Raw genomic sequence first — 18,219 nt, 5'->3', positions numbered from 1 at the left:
ATGCTAGTAAATGACGCACTTGAGGCTTTAAAAGCTAAATTTAAACCAAAAAATGAGAGTGAAATTTTACCCATTAGTGAGGCTCTTGGCAAAACCTTGGCAAATGACGTGATAGCGGTCAAAGACCTGCCCTGCTTTGATAACTCAGCGCTTGATGGATTTGCGGTTAAATTTGATGAAAAAGATGAGCCTTATAAGATCATCGCAAGTGCCTTTGCAGGCGATAAAGAGCAGCTAGCTATCGGCAAAAACGAATGCGTGAAGATAATGACTGGCGCAAAGATGCCAAAGGGTGCTGACACGGTCATGAGATTTGAAGACTGCGTCGTTGAGGGTGAGTTTGTAAAAGCGCCAGCTAAGCTTAAAAAAGGCGAAGCTTACCGCTTTAAAGGCGAAGAGACAAAAGTTGGTGAAATTTTACTAAAAAGTGGCGAAATTTTAAACACAAGAAGTGTGATGATGCTTGCAGCTCAGGGCATAAGCTTTATAGAAGTTAAAAAGCAGCCTAGTGTTGGAATTTACTCGAGCGGAAACGAGATCATCGAGCCTTGGCAAAGAGCGAGCGAGGATGAAATTTACAATGCAAATGCACTTGGCATCACCGCACTTTTAAGCTCAATCGGTCAAAAAAGCTCATATCTTGGCATCATAAAAGATGAGCTAAGCGCTGTAAAACAGGCATTTTTAAACGCTGCAAACTACGACATTGTTATCTGCTCTGGTGGAGCAAGCGCTGGTGAGGCTGACTTTATGAAGATAGCCCTAAGCGAGCTTGGATACAACGAAATTTTCTCGCACCTTGACATAAGACCTGGCAGACCTTGCAAGGCTTATGAAAAAGATGGCAGGCTTGTTTTTATCTTGCCTGGCAACCCTATGGCTGCTTATCTTTGCACGATGATGCTTGTTTTGCCACTTCTAAAAAGTGAGTGTTTTGTGACGCAAAAAGCTATAAATAGCGAAAATTTAAAGGTAAAATCAGGCAGAGCAAATGCGGTATTTGGCAATGTAGCTAATGGCAAATTTATAGCAACTGACGGCGGAAAATATGGCTCAGGCATGATAAATCATATATTAAAGAGTGATTTTGTGCTGATAACTAGCCCTGATCAAGGTGAAATTTTACAAAATAGTGAAATTTCACTTATAAAACTTCCATAATCCTTGACAAATGAAAAACAATCTGATAAAATGCGGACTTCATTTTGATTGCGGGAATAGCTCAGGGGTAGAGCACAACCTTGCCAAGGTTGGGGTCGCGAGTTCGAATCTCGTTTCCCGCTCCATCTTTTTTATACTCATTTTTTTATTTTCCACAAAACTTTTTGCAAATGAAGTCAGCATCTATCCGATGTATTGCGTCGTAAATGATCAAATTTCACTCAGCACTTTTGGCTTTGAAGGCGAAGACAATGAAATTTTAAACTTAGAGGGCAAAAGAGCTGCCAAGATAGATAGCAAAAAACTCTATGAAATTCTAACAGCAAATTTTAAAACATATAATGACAAAAGCGGCGGCAGCGTAGCTTTTGTGAAAAACTGCTCTATCATGGATGAAATTCAGATGCAGTTTCTAAGAGAGATCAGCAACGAGTATCCAGGCATCAGCGTGAGCGATCTTAGCATCAGCCCGCAAAACAAACTACCTGCAAATTTTAAAGACTTAGTTTTTAAAAATATCTTTCTAAACGATCAAAATAGCCAAAAAGGCGTCTTTAGAGCCTCATTTGAGGACGTTGATCTAAGCTTAAAAAGTCTTTATTTTAAATTTAGCTTTAACGCCAAAATGCCAGTTTTTATCGCTATAAATTCAATGAATACAAATCACATTTTAAGCTTGCTTGACTACCAACCAACGATGATCGAGTTTAGCAAATGGCCGCGTGACGCACTCTTTGGACTTAGCGCCTCAACTCTTGTCACAAAAGTGCAGATAAGAAGCGGTGAAATTTTAACCAAACGTCAGTTTAATGCCATTAGTTTAGTCAAAAAAGGTCAAATGCTAAATGCGGTTTTAAGCGAAGGTGGTGTCAAGATAATCGCTGAAGTAAAGGCGCTTGAAGATGGAAATTTAGGCGATATGATAAAGATAAGAACGAGAGAAAATAAAATTTTACAGGCCACAGTTTCAGGCAAAGACGAGGCAGTTATTAGATGAAAAAGGTAGTTTTTGCAGCCACTGGAGCAAGCGGGGCTGGGCTTTTTCTAAAGCTAGTAAGTGCCGCCAAAGATAGCTGTGAGGCGCATGTCATAGTTAGTAAAAATGCTATGAAAGTTTTAGAGGCTGAAGAAAATTTGAGGCTAAATTTAGATGAGCTTGGCGTAAAAATTTATGATGATCAAGACCTTAGCGCTGGCCCAGCCTCAGGCTCGTTTGGCACGGATGCTATGATCATAGCACCCTGCTCTACTAATACTTTGGCAAAAGTTGCAAACGGCATAAGCGACACGCTCATCACAAGAGCTGCAAGTGTCGCGCTAAAAGAGAGACAAGCCCTAGTTTTGGGCGTTAGAGAGATGCCATTTTCTGCGATCACACTCTCTCAGATGCAGCTGCTCTCATCTCTTGGAGCCATCATCGCACCACCAGTTTTAGGCTACTACGCAGGCATAAAGAGCCTTCTTGATATGGAAAATTTCATCATCGGCAAGTGGCTTGATGCCTTAAAAATCCAAAATAATCTTTACAAAAGGTGGCAAATTTGAAAAAATCTTGCATCTATCCAGGGACCTTTGACCCCATAACAAACGGCCATTTAGACGTCATCATAAGAGCTACAAAAATTTTTGACAAGGTAATCGTCGCAGTTGCAAAAAGTGATAGCAAGCAGCCAATGTTCGCACATGAAAAGCGCATAGAGATGGCAAAAGAGGCAGTTTGTGAGCTAAAAAATGTAAGCGTTCTTGGCTTTGATAACTTGCTTGTTGATTTTGCTAAATCGCACGGCATAAACACCGTCATCAGGGGGCTTCGCGCGGTTAGTGACTTCGAGTATGAGCTACAAATCGGCTACGCAAACGCCGCACTTTGGGACGAATTTGAGACGGTTTATCTTATGCCAAGCTTAAATAACGCCTTCATCTCAAGCTCGATCGTCCGCTCAGTCTTGCGCCACGACGGCGACGTGAGCAACCTAGTGCCAGCAAAAATTCTTAAAAATTTAAAGGCGTAAAATGTATGTTTTGTTTGAAGGCATTGACGGCGTTGGCAAGAGCACGCAGATAGAAATTTTAGCTTCTAAATTTAGTGATGCCATCGTCACAAAAGAGCCAGGCGGCACGCAGCTTGGTGTAAATTTACGAGAAATTTTACTAAGCTCAAGCATAAAAATAGGCAAAAGGGCTGAAATTTTACTCTTTTTAGCTGATAGGGCTGAGCATTTTGAAAAGCTAGTCGCTCCAAATTTAAGTAAGCTCATTTTAAGCGACAGAGGCTTTATCTCAGGCATCGCCTACGCTTTGGCAAATGATGAAAACTTAGATGAAAACGTGCTTTTAGAACTTAATAAATTTGCACTAAATGATAAATTTGCAGATAAGATAGTCTTTTTTGAAGCAAGCCGTGAGCTTATAAGCTCGCGCCTAAAAGCAAGAGGCACAAGCGATAAGATCGAGGCTCGTGGGCTAGAGTATCTTTTAAAAGTGCAAAGTTTGATGAAGCAAATTCTTATCAAAAATGGCTTTGAAACGCTTTTTATAGACGCATCTAAAAGCATAGAGCTAATTTCAAAAGAGATAGAAAATTTTATAAATTTTAAGTAAAATCACAAAAAATAAAAAGGATAATGCGATGATAACGGCACTTCGTGGCATGAAAGATATGCTTCCAGCTCGCGCAAAACTTTACGCACAGATAATCAAAACCTGCGAGGAAGTCGCAAAAAACTACGGATATGAGCAAATTTTAACCCCGCACCTCGAGGAGACGGCGCTTTTTAAAAGAAGTGTCGGCGAGAGCAGTGACATCGTGGGCAAGGAGATGTATCAGTTTGAAGACAAGGGCGGTAATGACGTTTGTTTGCGTCCTGAGGGCACGGCTGGCGTGGTTAGAGCCTTTATCGAGGCAAAGCTTGACAGGGCAAACGTGACAAAGCGCTGCTTTTATCATGGCTCGATGTTTCGCTACGAGCGCCCACAAAAAGGCCGCTTGAGAGAATTTCACCAGTTTGGCTGTGAGTGCTTTGGCGAGGGCAGTGTCTATGAGGATGCGAGCATTATCTTGATGGTGAGCGAAATTTTTAACAGACTAAATATAAAAACAACCCTAAAAATAAACTCACTTGGCGACGAGAGCTCGATGAAGTCTTACAAAGAAAAACTTGTTAAATTTCTAGATGAAAATGACGATAAAATTTGCGAAGACTGCAAAAGACGCAAGCTTTTAAACCCTATCCGCGTGCTTGACTGCAAGGTCGAGAGCTGTCAAGAAATTTACAAAAATGCTCCAGTTATCACTGATAGCTTAAGCGATGAGGCGCAGGCTGATTTTGCAAAACTGCAAGAAATTTTAACGGCAAATGGCGTTAAATTTGAGATAGACACCAAGCTCGTTCGTGGGCTGGACTACTACTGCAAGACGGCGTTTGAGTTTATCAGCAACGAGATCGGCTCACAAAGCGCAGTCGCTGGTGGCGGCAGATACGATAGGCTCGTTGAATATCTTGGCGGTAGAGCCAGTTACGGCGTTGGCTTTGCGATGGGCGTTGAGAGGATAATGGAAATTTTAGGTGAAGCTGGAGATGAGCGAAACGGAGTTTATCTTTGTGCGCTTGATGCGACGAATGTTGATTTTATCTATAATCTTGGCTCAAAACTTCGCAAAAAATATCAGGTTGAAATTTCTTATGAAGCTAAAAAACTTCAAAAACATCTGCAAAATGCCGACAATAAAAATGCAAAAATTTTCCTTTGCGTGGGCGAAAATGAGATGAAAGAGAATAAAATTTGGTATAAAAATTTAGAAACCAAAGACGAAAAAACGATAAATTTAGATGAGCTTGAAAAGGAGCTGGGATGAATGATTTTGGACTTAGCATTTGGGGCAATTCAAATTTTGTGATAGAAGATGGCAAAGTCTGCATAAACGAAGCTAGCAAGCCAGCGATCATAGACATCGTAAAAGAGATAAGAGACGATGGCTACAGAGGGCCGCTACTACTTCGCTTTCCGCACCTTATCCAAAAGCAGATCGAGCAGATCCACGCAAGCTTTGCAAAGGCAAAGAAAGAGTTTGCCTACAAAGGCAGCTTTAATGCTGTTTTTCCGCTTAAGGTCAATCAATATCCAGGCTTTGTAAAAAACCTAGTACGCCTTGGCAAGCCCTACAACTACGGCCTCGAGGCTGGTAGCAAGGCTGAGCTACTTCTAACTATGGCTTACAACAACGATAAAGCGCCTATAACGGTAAATGGCTTTAAAGACAAAGAGATGATAAACATAGGCTTTATCGCTGCTGAAATGGGGCATAACATCACGCTAACTATCGAGGGCTTAAACGAGCTTGAAGCAATAATCGCCATCGCAAAAGAGCGCTTTAAACCAAAGCCAAAGATCGGACTTAGGGTAAGACTGCACTCGACAGGCTCGGGACTCTGGGCAAAAAGTGGAGGCATACACTCTAAATTTGGCCTAACATCAACCGAGCTAATAGAAGCTGTAAAGATGCTAAAAAAGGCAAATTTACTTGAAAACTTCACGATGATACACTTTCACATCGGCTCTCAAATAAGCGAGATCCATCCGCTCAAAAAAGCACTCATCGAGGCTGGCAACATCTACGCTGAGCTTAGAAAAATGGGCGCCTCAAATTTAAAAGCTATAAATTTAGGTGGCGGCCTTGCGATCGAGTACTCGCAGTTTAAAGAAGAGAGCAGCAGAAATTATACATTAAACGAATACGCAAACGACGTTGTTTATATGCTTAAAACCATAAGCGAGCAAAAAAAGGAGATCGAGCCAGATATCTTCATAGAGTCAGGTCGCTACATCGCCGCTTCTCACGCGCTTTTGGTCGCTCCTGTGCTTGAGCTATTTTCTCAAGAATACACCGAAGAGAAGCTAAATTTAAAAAAAAACAATCCAAATTTAATAACCGAGCTAGTTGATCTTTATAAGTCAATCAAGCCTTCAAACGCCCTAGAATACCTGCACGACGCCATCCACCACACCGAGAGCATCCTCACGCTTTTTGATCTAGGTTATGTCGATCTACAAGATAGGTCAAACGCAGAGGTGCTTTTAAGGCTCATTAGTAAAAAGGCTGTCGTGATGCTTGGCAACAAGAGCAACTCAAGCGATCTAACTAAAATTCAAAAAGAGGTTCAAGAGAGATACCTGCTAAATTTCTCGATCTTTCAAAGCTTGCCAGACTTTTGGGGACTAAAGCAAAATTTCCCTATCATGCCGCTTGACAGGCTAGATGAGCGCCCTACTCTGCCAGCTTCGATCTGGGACATCACCTGCGATAGTGACGGCGAAATCAGCTATGATGACGAGAAAAACCCACTGCTTTTGCACGACGTGGATGTGGAGAAGGAGGATTATTTCTTGGGATTTTTCCTAGTTGGCGCATATCAAGAGGTGATCGGCATGAAGCATAATCTCTTTACTCATCCAACAGAAGCCACGATAGAAATAACAAGCGATGGCTACAAGGTTACAAATTTACTAGAGAGCCAGTCTATCCTTGATATCATGGAGGATATGGACTACGATATCTACGAGATCCAAGACACTCTAAATGAGCGCTTAGAAAAATCAACTCTGATAAACGAAACACAAAAGAAGCAAATTTTGGGCGAACTTTATCTATTTTTAAATGATAATAGCTACTTAAAGACAATCAACTAAAAAGGACGAAAATGCAACTAGCAAACAGAATGCAAACATTGAGCGAATCAATCACAATCGCGATCAGCACAAAGGCCAAAGAGATGAAGGCTGCTGGCATCGACGTGATCTCACTTTCAGCTGGTGAGCCTGACTTTATGACTCCAAAAAAGATAAGAGAAACTGTAAAAAACGCACTTGATAACGATAGCAAAAGTGGCAAATACACGCCAGTGCCGGGCCTGCCTGAGGTCATAGAGGCCATTAGAGCAAAGCTAAAAAGAGATAACGGACTTGACTACAAAGCAAATCAAATCGTCACAAATATCGGCGCAAAACACTCACTTTTTAATGTATTTCAAGCGCTTATCAACCCAGGCGACGAGGTCATCATCCCATCTCCATACTGGGTGAGCTACCCTGAGATCGTTAAATTTTGTGGTGGCGTGCCTATCTTTATCGAGGCGGATGAGAGCACAAATTTCAAAGTCACAGCCGAACAGCTAAAAAAAGCGATCACACCAAAAACAAAAGTCTTTTCGCTAAATCATCCGACAAACCCAACTGGAGCCGTATATACAAAAGAGGAGATCGCGGCATTTGGCGAGGTTTTAAAGGACACTGACATCATCATTACAAGCGATGAAATTTATGAAAAAGTGATCTACGGCAAGAAATTTCACGCAGTAGCCTCAGTGAGCGAGGATCTTTTTAAAAGAACGGTCACGATAAATGGCCTAAGCAAGTGCGGCGCGATGCCTGGCTGGAGATTTGGCTATATCGCAAGCTCGATGGACTGGCTAATTGCTGGTATCAAAAAGCTTCAAAGCCAAAGCACAAGTAACATTAGCTCAATCGTGCAAATAGGCGCTATCCCGTCACTTCTTGGAGAAACCGACGACGATATCGAAAACATGAGAAAAGAGTATGAGAGAAGACGCGACGTGGCAGTTGAGATGATAAACGCTATCCCTGGGCTAAGCGTAGTTAAGCCTGATGGCGCGTTTTATCTATTTGTAAAATGCAAAGATGTAGATAGCGACTCACTTAGATTTTGTAAAAAAATGCTTGAAGAGGCGAACGTAGCGACCGTGCCAGGTATGGGCTTTGGCATGGATGGATATTTTAGAATTTCTTTTGCGACAGACATCGAGAGCATAAAAAAAGCGATCGAGAGGATCGCAAATTTTGTAAAAAGCTACAAAATTTAATGATCAAATTTAGAGTAAATGGCAAAATTTTCGAGCTTGAAAACGATATAAATGTTTATGAATTTTTAGCTCAAAATGGCTATGAGCTTAAATTTATAGCCCTTGAGCGAGACGGAGAAATTTTGCCAAAAAAGCTTTGGAGTGAGCGCTTCATGAGTGAAGGCAAAGCTTATGAGATCGTCACTTTAGTTGGCGGTGGATGAGGAGAAAATGATAGAGATTGTATTAAACGGCGCAAATTTTAAGGTGCCAGTAAAAAGCCTTAGCGAGCTAAAAGAGCTTGCGCTTGGCGATAAAGAGAGTGAAATTTATAAATTTTTAGAGAAATTTAACGCGACAAAGCCAGACATTTTTATCGTTGATGGCTTTGCCATAAAAGAAGATAGCAAGCTAAAAGATGGCTCAAACGTCGTATTTATAAGGCGTGGCGTGATGCCTGAGCGTGAAGTTTTACGCGCGATGATCGCCTCACGAAACAGCCCTGAACTAAATTTAGCCCTAAGTAAAGCGGTGATCGGCGTGGCTGGACTTGGCGGTCTTGGCTCAAATATCGCGCTAAGTCTTGCAAGAGTTGGCGTAAAAAAGTTAGTGCTTGCCGACTTTGACGTCGTTGAGCCAAGCAATCTAAACCGCCAGCAGTATTTTGTCCGCCACATCGGCTTGAAAAAGACGCAGGCGCTTAAAGAGCTGATAAATGACGTCAATCCCTTTGTTGAGGTCGAAACTCACGATATATTTTTAGATGAAAAAAACGTGGCTAGCGTCTTTGGCGAGTGTGAAATTTTATGCGAAGCCTTTGACAACGTCGCTGGCAAGGCGATGATACTAAATGAGGCAGGTGCCAGCCTAAAAGATAAAAAGATCATCGGCGCCTCTGGCATGGCTGGATACTTTAGCTCAAATCTCATAAAAACCATAAAATTTGCTAAAAATGTCTATCTTTGCGGCGACCTCACAAACGAGGCAAAGATCGGTCAAGGGCTCATGGCGCCGCGCGTCGCAGTCTGCGCAAACCACGAGGCAAATTTAGCCATTAGACTGCTTATGGGCTTGGAGGCGTAAGTGCAAAGTGATAGTTTGATCCTTGGCGGTAAGGAGTTTCAAAGCCGCTTTATCCTTGGCTCTGGCAAGTATTCGCACGAGCTCATCGACTCAGCCATAAACGAAGCTGGAGCGCAAATTCTAACCCTTGCTCTTAGGCGCATAAACGAGAGCAAAGAGCGAAATATACTTGACTTTATTCCAAAAGGCGTGACGCTTTTGCCAAACACAAGTGGCGCTAGAAATGCCAAAGAGGCCGTTCGTATCGCACAGCTTGCACGTGAGCTTGGATGCGGCGAGCTTGTTAAGATAGAGATCATAACTGACTCTAAATTTCTCTTTCCAGACAACGCCGAAACGATAAAAGCGTGCGAAGCTTTGGCAAATGACGGCTTTGTGCCAATGCCATATATGTTCCCTGATCTAAATGCCGCAAGAGCGATGCTAAGCGCAGGAGCAAGCTGTATAATGCCTCTAGCTGCGCCCATTGGCTCAAACCAAGGGCTAGTTTTTAAAGATATCATTGAAATTTTGATAAACGAGCTTGATACGCAAATCATCGTTGATGCTGGCATAGGTAGGCCATCACAAGCGTGCGAAGCGATGGAGATGGGAGCAGCTGCGATCATGGCAAACACAGCCATCGCCTCATCTAAAAATATCCCGCTCATGGCAAGAGCTTTCAAAGAGGCGATCATCGCTGGTCGCAACGCCTATCTAGCAGGCCTTGGCGCAAAGAGCAAAAGTGCAAACGCCTCATCACCGCTCACTGGATTTTTAGACTGATGAAATTTACTAGAACCGACCACATGCAGCTACTACCTCACATGCAGGATGTTGGCAGTGAGATCATGGATGAAATTTTAAAAGAGCGAGCGAACTATAAGCCAGAAATTTACAGCGAGGCTGACGTAAAAGCAGCTCTTAATGCAAAGCACTGCTCACTTGAAAATTTAAAAGCCCTGCTCTCGCCTGCTGCAGCGCCATTTTTAGAGCAAATAGCCCAACTAGCTCAGGCAAAGACAAGGGCAAATTTTGGCTCAAACATCACGCTTTTTACCCCGCTTTACATAGCAAACTACTGCGATAACCTCTGTGTTTATTGCGGTTTTAACGCTAAAAATAATATAAAAAGAGCAAAGCTAAGCGACGAAGAGATCACAAGGGAGTTAAGAGAAATTTCAAAGAGTGGCTTAGAAGAAATTTTGATCCTAACTGGCGAGAGCGAGACTAACTCAAGTGTCGCTTACATCGCAAATGCCTGCGCTTTGGCAAAGAAATTTTTTAAAGTCGTTGGGGTTGAAATTTACCCATTAAATTCAGATGGCTACGCCCTGCTTCACAAAAGTGGCGCAGACTACGTGACCGTCTTTCAAGAGACCTACAATCCCACAAAATATGAAAAAATCCACCTTGGTGGCAATAAAAGAATTTTCCCATACCGCTTAAATGCGCAAGAGCGAGCGCTTCTTGGAGGCATGAGAGGAGTCGGTTTTGCCGCACTTCTTGGCATAGATGACTTTAGACTTGACGCCTTTGCTACGGCACTTCACGCAAGCTTAGTTCAAAAAAAGTATCCGCACGCCGAGATCGCGTTTTCATGCCCAAGACTTCGCCCTATCATAAATAACGACCGCATCAACCCACGCGACGTTGGCGAGCGCGAGCTTTTACAAGTGATCTGCGCTTATAGAATTTTCATGCCAACAGCTAGCATAACGATCTCGACCAGAGAAAAGGCGAAATTTCGCGATAACGCCGTAAAGATCGCCGCAAATAAGATAAGCGCTGGCGTAAAAGTAAGCATCGGCGCTCACGGCGAAGAGAAAAAGGGCGACGAGCAGTTTGAGATAAGTGATGGCAGAAGCGTGGATGAGATAAAAGCAATGATAAAAGCAAACGGCCTAGAGCCCTTGATGAGCGAGTATGTCTATGTTTAAAATTCTCTGCGTGGCCGACTTTGAAAGCTATGAGGGCGATGATTTTTTAAAGAGGATAGAGCTACTTTGCAAGGCTGGCGTGGATGAAATTTTGCTTCGTGCAAAGGGGCTAAACGAGGCTAATTTTTATGATCTTGCTAGGGTTGTGGCTCAAATTTGTGAAAACTACCGCAAGAAATTTATCATTAATCAATTTTTTGACGTAGCTTGCAAGCTAAAGAGCGATTTTTGGCTCACTTCGGCACAGCTTGAATTTTTTAAAAATCACGGCGTTTTTTTAGATGAATTTAGAAAAACAGCTAAAATTTACGCCCCAGCTCACGACCTAGAGCAAGCTAAAATTTCAGCCTCAATCGCCGATGTACTCGTTGCTTCTCATATATTTGCCACCTCTTGCAAGGCGGGCTTAGAGCCAAAAGGAGTAAATTTTATAAGCGAGCTAAAAAGTTTTGATAAAGAAATTTACGCACTTGGCGGACTAGACAACAAAAACTACAAAGAGGCCATAAAAGCTGGCGCAAACGGCATTTGCTTTATGAGTTTAGCAATGAACGGCGATATGGAGCTTATAAAAAAGATAACAAAGAGCAAAAACGAGCAAATTTAGCTTTATTTGCATAAAATTTTACATATTATTTTATGCAAATTTGGCAAATTTGATCTAATTTTAGCTAATGGAGCTTGCCTTTTAAATTTTCTTTTATTAAATTTATTAAACATTGCTTTGCAACTCTAGCTTATTTCATCATCTTTTTTTGTATAAATTTAGAGTTTTATCAAATTTAAAATTTGCTCTAAATTTTGCAGTTTTTACCGAAAAACCTGCCCTATTTTTTGTAAAATTTGACATTAGCAAAGTGCAAAATAGCAAATTTCACATACATATATTATTTGCTAAATTTATCACTGATGTGGCGATCTGTTTTACTAAAAACACTTGCATAAATTTAGCACTTCCAAAAATATAGCTTTTTCCACTTAGTGCGCCAGCCAGCCTATCATCGTTGGTTATTGCAATGTTCTACTAAATTTTATTATTTGCAGTTAAATTTGAATATATAAATTTAAAATAGTAAGTAAAAACCTAAATTTGACTACCACCAAAGATGGCTAGCTTAAATTTAGGCTCTACTGTGAATTAAATTTAAGAGATTTTCTTTTGTTTTGGACGGAAAACTTTCATCACATTTTCATCAGTCTCGATAAACGCACCCTCTATAAGATCAATGCAGTATGGCACCGCTGGAAATACCGGCTCTAAGCACTCTTTTATCGCCTTTGGCTGTCCTGGTAAATTTATGATGAGCGCATGGCCTCTTATGCCTGCTGTTTGGCGTGATAGGATCGCTGTTGGGACGTATTGCAAGCTTGCAGCTCTCATTAGCTCGCCAAAGCCTGGCATCATCTTCTCGCAAACTGCCTCAGTAGCCTCTGGGGTGACATCTCTCACTGCTGGTCCTGTGCCTCCAGTCGTTAGTACAAGGTCGCATCCTAGCACATCTATCATGTGCACGAGCCTCTCTTTTATGAGATCAAGCTCATCAGGGATCACCTCGTAAAAATACTCTCTCTCGCTTACTATCCAGCCGTCAAGCACCTCTTTAATCGCTGGGCCTGATTTATCCTCGTATGTGCCTTCGCTTGCGCGATCTGACATAGTTAGAATTCCTATTTTTGCTTTCATTTTTTCTCCTTTATTAGTAGTTTTCATTTAAAATTTTAGCAAGCGTCTCTTTATCTACGCTCTCATAAGCAAGCAGATATGAGCTTATCCTTGCGATTTGCTCGTTTGTGCCCTTTAAAAATGAGATTATCTCATCTTTTGCTTGTTTTAAAATTTCTTCCACATCGTTTGGATTTGGCACGAAAGAATTTCCCATGCCATACTCATAAACCATCTTTGAAGCGATCTCTTTTGCCAAATTTAGATCGTTGCTTGAGTTTGAAAAGATGTCGTTCTCATCTATCTCGAGCTTGCACATGCCAGAGATTAAAACCTTTATGCGTGAGAGCATCTGTGACTTTGACTCGATCTCTTGCTCAGTCGCCATAAAGCGGTCTTCAATGAGCGAAATTTTTTCAAATTTCACATCAAACCAGTAAGCACTTAGCGCCTTTGCACCTTGGTAGATGGCTTGAATTTTCTTCTCGCTCTCGCTGTAGCTTAGCACCTTTTTCTTGCCGAGCAAGACCTTGTTTAAAACAGCCTCAAAATCCCTCATTCTAAGCACGCTTTCGCCGTTTCTTAGAGCGTTTATCGCTGCTTCATTTACAAGCGTGCTAAGTGCCGCACCAGAAAAGCCAATGCTCATTCTAGCGATATCCTCGGCTGACACTTCGCAGTTTTTATCTCTTAGATATGTGTTTAGGATCGCCACCCTGTCGTTATAATCAGGCATTGATAAAAATATACGCCTATCAAAGCGCCCTGATCTAAGTAGCGCCTCGTCGATCATCTCGATCCTATTTGTTGCAGCTATGACGATGACGCCTGAGTTATCTTCAAAGCCGTCCATCTCGGTTAGCAGCTGATTAAGCGTGGCTTCTCGCTCGTCGTTTCTAGTGCCACCCCTGCTCTTGCCGACAGCGTCTATCTCGTCGATAAAGATGATTGATGGTGCGTAAGACTTTGCCCTACTAAAGAGCTCTCTAACTCTTTTTGCGCCCATGCCGACGTAAATTTGCACAAAGCTTGCGCCATTTTGATAAAAAAACGGCACATTTGCCTCGCCAGCGACTGCCTTTGCCACAAGCGTCTTACCAACTCCTGGAGGGCCGATCATTAGCACGCCTTTTGGCATTTTGATACCAAAATTTCTATATTTTTGCGGATTTTTAAGAAAATCAACTATCTCGCTAAGCTCGCTTTTGACCTCACTAATGCCAGCCACATCGCTAAATCTCACATTTGAGATGACTGGCATCGCATTTTGATTTAGCACGCTTTCTATCTCAAAAGCGCCGTCCTTTTTGCTTAAAAGGCTCTCCTCTTTTTTCTTGATAGCCCTAAAAATATATGCATACCAAAGCACAAGACAAACAAAAATGATGCTCCCCCAAACCATGCCTGGCGTGATATATTGCACGCTTCGCTCGACTGGGACCTTTTTGATGAGTTCTTTTATGTCTATGCCCTCTTTTATGATGGCAAAGCGGTTATTTTGCGCATAGAGGATGACCTCATCTTCGTCGATGACCGCTTTATCGATGAAATTTCCATCCATTAGTTGCATATATTGCGAGTAGGTGATGTTTCGTGGCTCTTTGCTCACAGCAAAAAGTAGCGCAATTATCAGAGCCATAGCGGCTATTATCAGGATATTTTTCTTGTTAAATTTAAATTTTTGCATAATTGGCATCTGGCTTAATTTCATATTCGCTTACCTCCAACCACTCTTTTGTTATGTCGTTTTGACTAGAAATTTTAGCTTTGTTGTAAAACTGATCAAAGCCTTCGTAAAAGTCGCCGTTTTTTTGCTCGACTAAAATTTTTAAAGTTTCGTTATATTTTTTTCTAAAATTTTCATTGTTTTTAAAAGCAATGCCTTGTAAAACCTTTAGCCTTGCCTTTGCCACATCGCCACTAACGTCGCTCTTTAGCGTCGCTGAGTGCGTATCACGCCTAGGCGAATAGACAAAAGCGTGCAGATGTGTGATAGGAAATTTCTTGAAATTTTCCACCGCTTCTGCCCAAATTTTTTCACTCTCACCTGGATGACCCACTATATAGTCAGTCCCCAAAGCAAAACCAAGAGAGCTTAGCTCATTAAAGAGCTCTAGGTCGCTAAATGCGTTATTTCGCCTGCGCATGATCTTTAGCATCGCCTCGCTCGTGTGCTGAAGTGCGATGTGAAGATGACGCTCCAGCCACTCCTCTTTTAAAATTTCTCTAAAGCTCTCATCTATCTGGCTTGGCTCGATACTGCCAAGTCTTATGCGTCTGATACCTGAAATTTTGCCTAAATTTGCTAGCAATTTGCCAAGAGAGCTATTTGTATCTTTGCCGTAACTGCCTATGTTTGTGCCAGTTAAAACGAGCTCATTATAGCCATTTTGAGCTAAAATTCTAGCTTCTTTTAGTATCGTCGCCTCATCCATGCTCCTAGCTCTGCCACGCACTGAAGGGATGATGCAGTAGCTGCAGTTAAAGTTGCAGCCCTCTTGAATTTTTATAAAGGCCTTTGTGTGATTTTCGTAGTTTGTAACGATGTTTTTATCGACTGAGTTTAAATTTCCAAGCTCAAAAAATGGCTTTTCTTGCTTTAAAAGCTCGTTTAAATCACTCTTTTTACTAGCTCCTAGCACGCCAAAGACGCCGCTACTAAAAAGCTCCCTGCCCTTACTAACCGCGCCACATCCTGTTAGTATGACCTTTGCCCCACGTCTTTTTACGCCGTTTATATAGTTTCTAACGCCGCTATCAGCCGAATTTGTCACGGTGCATGAGTTTATGACTACGATATCAGCGACCTCTTCGTCATTTGTGATCTCGTAGTCTTTGATGTAGCTCTTTAAAAGCTCGGTGTCATAGATGTTTGTGCGGCATCCAAATGTTTTAAAAAATATCTTTTGCATTAGATATTTTCGCCCTCTTGCTCAGCGTGAGCTACGTGATCGCTTGGCGTTTCTTTTTTGCCTATAAACATAGTTTGTGTTGGGTAAGCTATCTTTATATCATCATGAGCCAAAAATGCCTCTATAATCTCAGCACTTATCGTGCTTCTAAGAGCGAGCGTGGCGTATGAGTTTGACATAAACCAGCATGAGATATTTATGCCGTAAGGCTCAAAAAATGTATAAATTCTTGGCTCTACGTTTGGATTTTTGATGCTGTACTGGCTTCTTAGCTTGTTCATCTGACGTTTTGCGATATCAGTGTAGCCTTTTGAATATTTTTTTACTATATTTTTTGCTAGATAGGCGGCCTTTTTGTGATTGCTATCAAAGCTTATCACGACATCTATGCCATCCCAAACGGTCTTCATGCCGTAGTGCGAGTAGTTTGCGATGAGGTCTGTAAAGATGTAGTTATTTGGCACAAAGATGATCCTACCTGCACGGCGGTTTGTCTTATAAGTTGAGTAGCTAACATCTTCAAAAACGGTTAAGCGAAGCAGTGAAATGTCTATCACATCGCCCACAAATTCGCTACCGTCGTGATAGACTCTGACGCGGTCGCCCACGTGGATCGTGCCACCAAACATGATAACCATCCAGCCAAGCATACTCATAAACATATCTTTCATCGCGATAGCGATACCAGCTGAGGCAAAACCTAGCACGGTTACTAGATATGTGACGTTTTCGATGTATGAAAAGAGCAGGATTATGATGATAACGGTGATGTTTAGCACGTTTAAGAATTTATTGACCGTGTAAAATCTCTCGTTATCCGTGATCGTTCTTTTAACTATAAATTTAGCGATAAATGTTAGTCCGATCGTTAAAAGGATGACGATGGCTGTGTAGCCCATGCTTAAAAACTGAGCCTTGATGTCAGAGGTCGTCATATTTACCGCTTCATCTGCCCTTTTTTCATAGACGCTATAAGTGGTATCAGCGATCTGTTTTGCCGCTTTGAAGTCGCCTATCTCTTGCTTTGCAAGATTTAGACTTGCTCTATTTTGCTCGCTATCATCTATCAAATTTAGTCTATTTAGCAAATTCTCTTTTGCCTCAAGCTTCTCAAGCAAGGTGTCAAGCTCTTTGATGTGTCTTTGGTATTCGATCTTGTCGCTTCTTATCTTTTTGATGTATGAAAAGCCAGATACCAGCGCCACTGGGCTATTTATCCTAGGTGGTGTCTCCATTTCTGGGGCTGCTAGCATATTTGAAAATGGCGTTTTCTCATACTCTTTTAGCAAATTTATCTGCTCTTTTAGAGTTTGACTTCTCTTTATGAGATCGCCACCTCTTTTTGAGCCTTTATCGAGCTTTTTAAGCTCATTTTCATTTTGCTCTAGCTCATCAAGAAGCTTTTGATAGGTGTTATAGTTGGCGTATCTTGTGATCCAGATGTTGTTTTTTAGGGAGTTATCTAAGTTTGAAATTTCTTTTATAAGCTCGCTATTTTGCAAATTTTGTGAGACATTTTGCTCAAGTGTAGCGTTTTCTTCAGCATAAAGTGCAAAGCAAAAAAGTAGAAAAACTAGGATCTTTTTCATTTAAATTCTCTCAAAGTTTCTAAAACGTCCTCTTTTTTGACGTCATTTTTGATGAACGCACTGCCGATTTTATCTGCGATGATGAAATTTATCTTATCGCCTTTTGTCTTTTTATCCATAAAAAACGCCTCGTAAAATACATATTCATTTTCTATTTTATAGCTTACAGGCAGATCAAATTTCTCTAAAACCTGCTTGATCTCCTCTGCCTGCGCCTCGCTCATGAGACCCAGTCTAACGCTTAGGCGATTTGCCATATTCATACCTATCGCCACTGCTTCGCCGTGTAAAAATTCTTTATAGTTTGTCTCATTTTCGATTACGTGAGCAAAGGTGTGTCCGTAGTTTAGGATGGCTCTTAGCCCCTTTTCTTTCTCGTCTTGCTCGACCACCCTAGCCTTTAAATTTATCGACTTTTCAACTAGCTTTGCTAAATTTTCATCATCTAAATTTACGCTCTTTAGCCAGTTAAACATCTCTTTATCAAAGGTTATCGCCATCTTTAAAGCCTCAGCCACACCAGCTGCAAATTCTCTCTTTGGCAATGTTTTTAAGAAATTTATCTCACAAAAAACTGCCTTTGGCTGATAAAATGAGCCAATTAAATTTTTGCCAAATTTGTTATTTACCCCAGTTTTTCCGCCCACACTAGCATCGACTTGTGCTAGAAGCGTGGTTGGGATATTTATAAAGCTTATCCCTCTTTCATATATGCTTGCCGCAAAGCCAGTCATATCGCTGATGACGCCACCACCAAGAGCTATGAGCGTAGATGAGCGGTCAAATTTACTAACAAAAAGCTGCTCTAAAATTTGCTCTATCGTCTCAAGATTTTTATACTCCTCGCCGTCTGGCACGCTTATGATAAATTTCTCATCGCACTTTAAAACGCTAAGTAGCTTTTCAAGGTGAAGCCCCGCCACTTTGGCATTTGTGACGATGCCGACCTTGCCCTTTAGCTCTAATCTCTCAAGCTCATTTATATAAATTTTATAGCTTGACGCCTTTTCCTTAAGGTTTAAATTTATCTGCATT

19 protein-coding genes and 1 tRNA gene are annotated in these 18,219 nt (G+C 41.5%); 15 read left to right on the top strand and 5 right to left on the bottom strand.

The window, feature by feature from the left end:
• The 15 genes from CYO90_RS09050 to CYO90_RS08980 all read left to right on the top strand — a co-directional run bounded on the left by CYO90_RS09050 (position 1) and on the right by CYO90_RS08980 (position 11,988).
• Positions 1-1,161, top strand: coding sequence for a molybdopterin molybdotransferase MoeA (locus CYO90_RS09050; RefSeq protein ID WP_103579257.1), 1,161 nt, complete (start codon positions 1-3; stop codon positions 1,159-1,161).
• 50 nt (positions 1,162-1,211) lie between these two features.
• Positions 1,212-1,286 (top strand) — tRNA-Gly (locus CYO90_RS09045).
• 65 nt (positions 1,287-1,351) lie between these two features.
• Positions 1,352-2,158: a flagellar basal body P-ring formation chaperone FlgA gene (gene flgA, locus CYO90_RS09040; RefSeq protein ID WP_021089076.1), complete on the top strand. Its 807-nt coding sequence runs from the start codon at positions 1,352-1,354 to the stop codon at positions 2,156-2,158.
• Complete coding sequence (locus CYO90_RS09035; protein ID WP_103579256.1) at positions 2,155-2,706, top strand: UbiX family flavin prenyltransferase; 552 nt, start codon at positions 2,155-2,157, stop codon at positions 2,704-2,706. Before flgA ends, CYO90_RS09035 begins: the two co-directional genes overlap by 4 nt.
• Positions 2,703-3,173 (top strand): pantetheine-phosphate adenylyltransferase, encoded by a 471-nt coding sequence (gene coaD / locus CYO90_RS09030; RefSeq protein ID WP_012001782.1) that lies wholly within the window; start codon positions 2,703-2,705, stop codon positions 3,171-3,173. Before CYO90_RS09035 ends, coaD begins: the two co-directional genes overlap by 4 nt.
• Before the next feature lies 1 nt (position 3,174).
• The gene (gene tmk / locus CYO90_RS09025; RefSeq protein ID WP_103579255.1) at positions 3,175-3,762 is read left to right on the top strand and encodes a dTMP kinase; all 588 of its coding nucleotides are present in this window, start codon (positions 3,175-3,177) and stop codon (positions 3,760-3,762) included.
• Between the two features lie 28 nt (positions 3,763-3,790).
• Positions 3,791-5,017: a histidine--tRNA ligase gene (gene hisS / locus CYO90_RS09020; protein WP_103579254.1), complete on the top strand. Its 1,227-nt coding sequence runs from the start codon at positions 3,791-3,793 to the stop codon at positions 5,015-5,017.
• The gene (speA, locus tag CYO90_RS09015) at positions 5,014-6,849 is read left to right on the top strand and encodes a biosynthetic arginine decarboxylase (RefSeq protein ID WP_103579253.1); all 1,836 of its coding nucleotides are present in this window, start codon (positions 5,014-5,016) and stop codon (positions 6,847-6,849) included. The genes hisS and speA overlap by 4 nt, the downstream gene beginning before the upstream one ends.
• An 11-nt stretch (positions 6,850-6,860) precedes the next feature.
• Positions 6,861-8,039 carry a pyridoxal phosphate-dependent aminotransferase gene (locus tag CYO90_RS09010; protein WP_103579252.1) on the top strand — a complete coding sequence of 393 codons (1,179 nt, stop codon included), beginning with the start codon at positions 6,861-6,863 and terminating at the stop codon, positions 8,037-8,039.
• Positions 8,039-8,242, top strand: coding sequence for a sulfur carrier protein ThiS (gene thiS / locus CYO90_RS09005; protein ID WP_103579251.1), 204 nt, complete (start codon positions 8,039-8,041; stop codon positions 8,240-8,242). The genes CYO90_RS09010 and thiS overlap by 1 nt, the downstream gene beginning before the upstream one ends.
• Positions 8,243-8,249: 7 nt before the next feature.
• On the top strand, positions 8,250-9,101 hold the full coding sequence (gene thiF, locus CYO90_RS09000) for a sulfur carrier protein ThiS adenylyltransferase ThiF (protein ID WP_103579302.1): 852 nt from the start codon (positions 8,250-8,252) through the stop codon (positions 9,099-9,101).
• Entirely contained in the window at positions 9,102-9,866 is a 765-nt protein-coding gene (locus CYO90_RS08995; protein WP_021084623.1) for a thiazole synthase, read from the top strand.
• Complete coding sequence (gene thiH, locus CYO90_RS08990) at positions 9,866-11,020, top strand: 2-iminoacetate synthase ThiH (protein WP_103579250.1); 1,155 nt, start codon at positions 9,866-9,868, stop codon at positions 11,018-11,020. Before CYO90_RS08995 ends, thiH begins: the two co-directional genes overlap by 1 nt.
• On the top strand, positions 11,013-11,627 hold the full coding sequence (locus CYO90_RS08985) for a thiamine phosphate synthase (protein WP_103579249.1): 615 nt from the start codon (positions 11,013-11,015) through the stop codon (positions 11,625-11,627). Before thiH ends, CYO90_RS08985 begins: the two co-directional genes overlap by 8 nt.
• A 148-nt stretch (positions 11,628-11,775) precedes the next feature.
• Positions 11,776-11,988 (top strand): hypothetical protein, encoded by a 213-nt coding sequence (locus tag CYO90_RS08980; RefSeq protein ID WP_141090553.1) that lies wholly within the window; start codon positions 11,776-11,778, stop codon positions 11,986-11,988.
• Between the two features lie 176 nt (positions 11,989-12,164).
• On the opposite strand, the gene mog is transcribed toward CYO90_RS08980, so the two are convergent.
• The 5 genes from mog to aroB are packed head-to-tail and all read right to left on the bottom strand — an operon-like array spanning position 12,165 to position 18,218.
• Entirely contained in the window at positions 12,165-12,704 is a 540-nt protein-coding gene (gene mog / locus CYO90_RS08975) for a molybdopterin adenylyltransferase (RefSeq protein WP_002940911.1), read from the bottom strand.
• A gap of 13 nt (positions 12,705-12,717) precedes the next feature.
• On the bottom strand, positions 12,718-14,370 hold the full coding sequence (locus CYO90_RS08970) for an ATP-dependent metallopeptidase FtsH/Yme1/Tma family protein (RefSeq protein WP_103579301.1): 1,653 nt from the start codon (positions 14,368-14,370) through the stop codon (positions 12,718-12,720).
• Positions 14,357-15,595 carry a tRNA (N(6)-L-threonylcarbamoyladenosine(37)-C(2))-methylthiotransferase MtaB gene (gene mtaB / locus CYO90_RS08965; protein ID WP_103579247.1) on the bottom strand — a complete coding sequence of 413 codons (1,239 nt, stop codon included), beginning with the start codon at positions 15,593-15,595 and terminating at the stop codon, positions 14,357-14,359. Before mtaB ends, CYO90_RS08970 begins: the two co-directional genes overlap by 14 nt.
• The gene (locus CYO90_RS08960; RefSeq protein ID WP_021084642.1) at positions 15,595-17,184 is read right to left on the bottom strand and encodes a mechanosensitive ion channel domain-containing protein; all 1,590 of its coding nucleotides are present in this window, start codon (positions 17,182-17,184) and stop codon (positions 15,595-15,597) included. The genes mtaB and CYO90_RS08960 overlap by 1 nt, the downstream gene beginning before the upstream one ends.
• On the bottom strand, positions 17,181-18,218 hold the full coding sequence (gene aroB, locus CYO90_RS08955) for a 3-dehydroquinate synthase (RefSeq protein WP_103579246.1): 1,038 nt from the start codon (positions 18,216-18,218) through the stop codon (positions 17,181-17,183). The genes CYO90_RS08960 and aroB overlap by 4 nt, the downstream gene beginning before the upstream one ends.
• Position 18,219: the final 1 nt, after the last annotated feature.

The sequence above is a fragment of the Campylobacter concisus genome (genome assembly GCF_002913745.1).
In the GTDB taxonomy this organism is placed as follows: Bacteria; Campylobacterota; Campylobacteria; order Campylobacterales; family Campylobacteraceae; genus Campylobacter_A; species Campylobacter_A concisus_R.
This window is presented reverse-complemented; position numbering and strand designations above follow the sequence as displayed.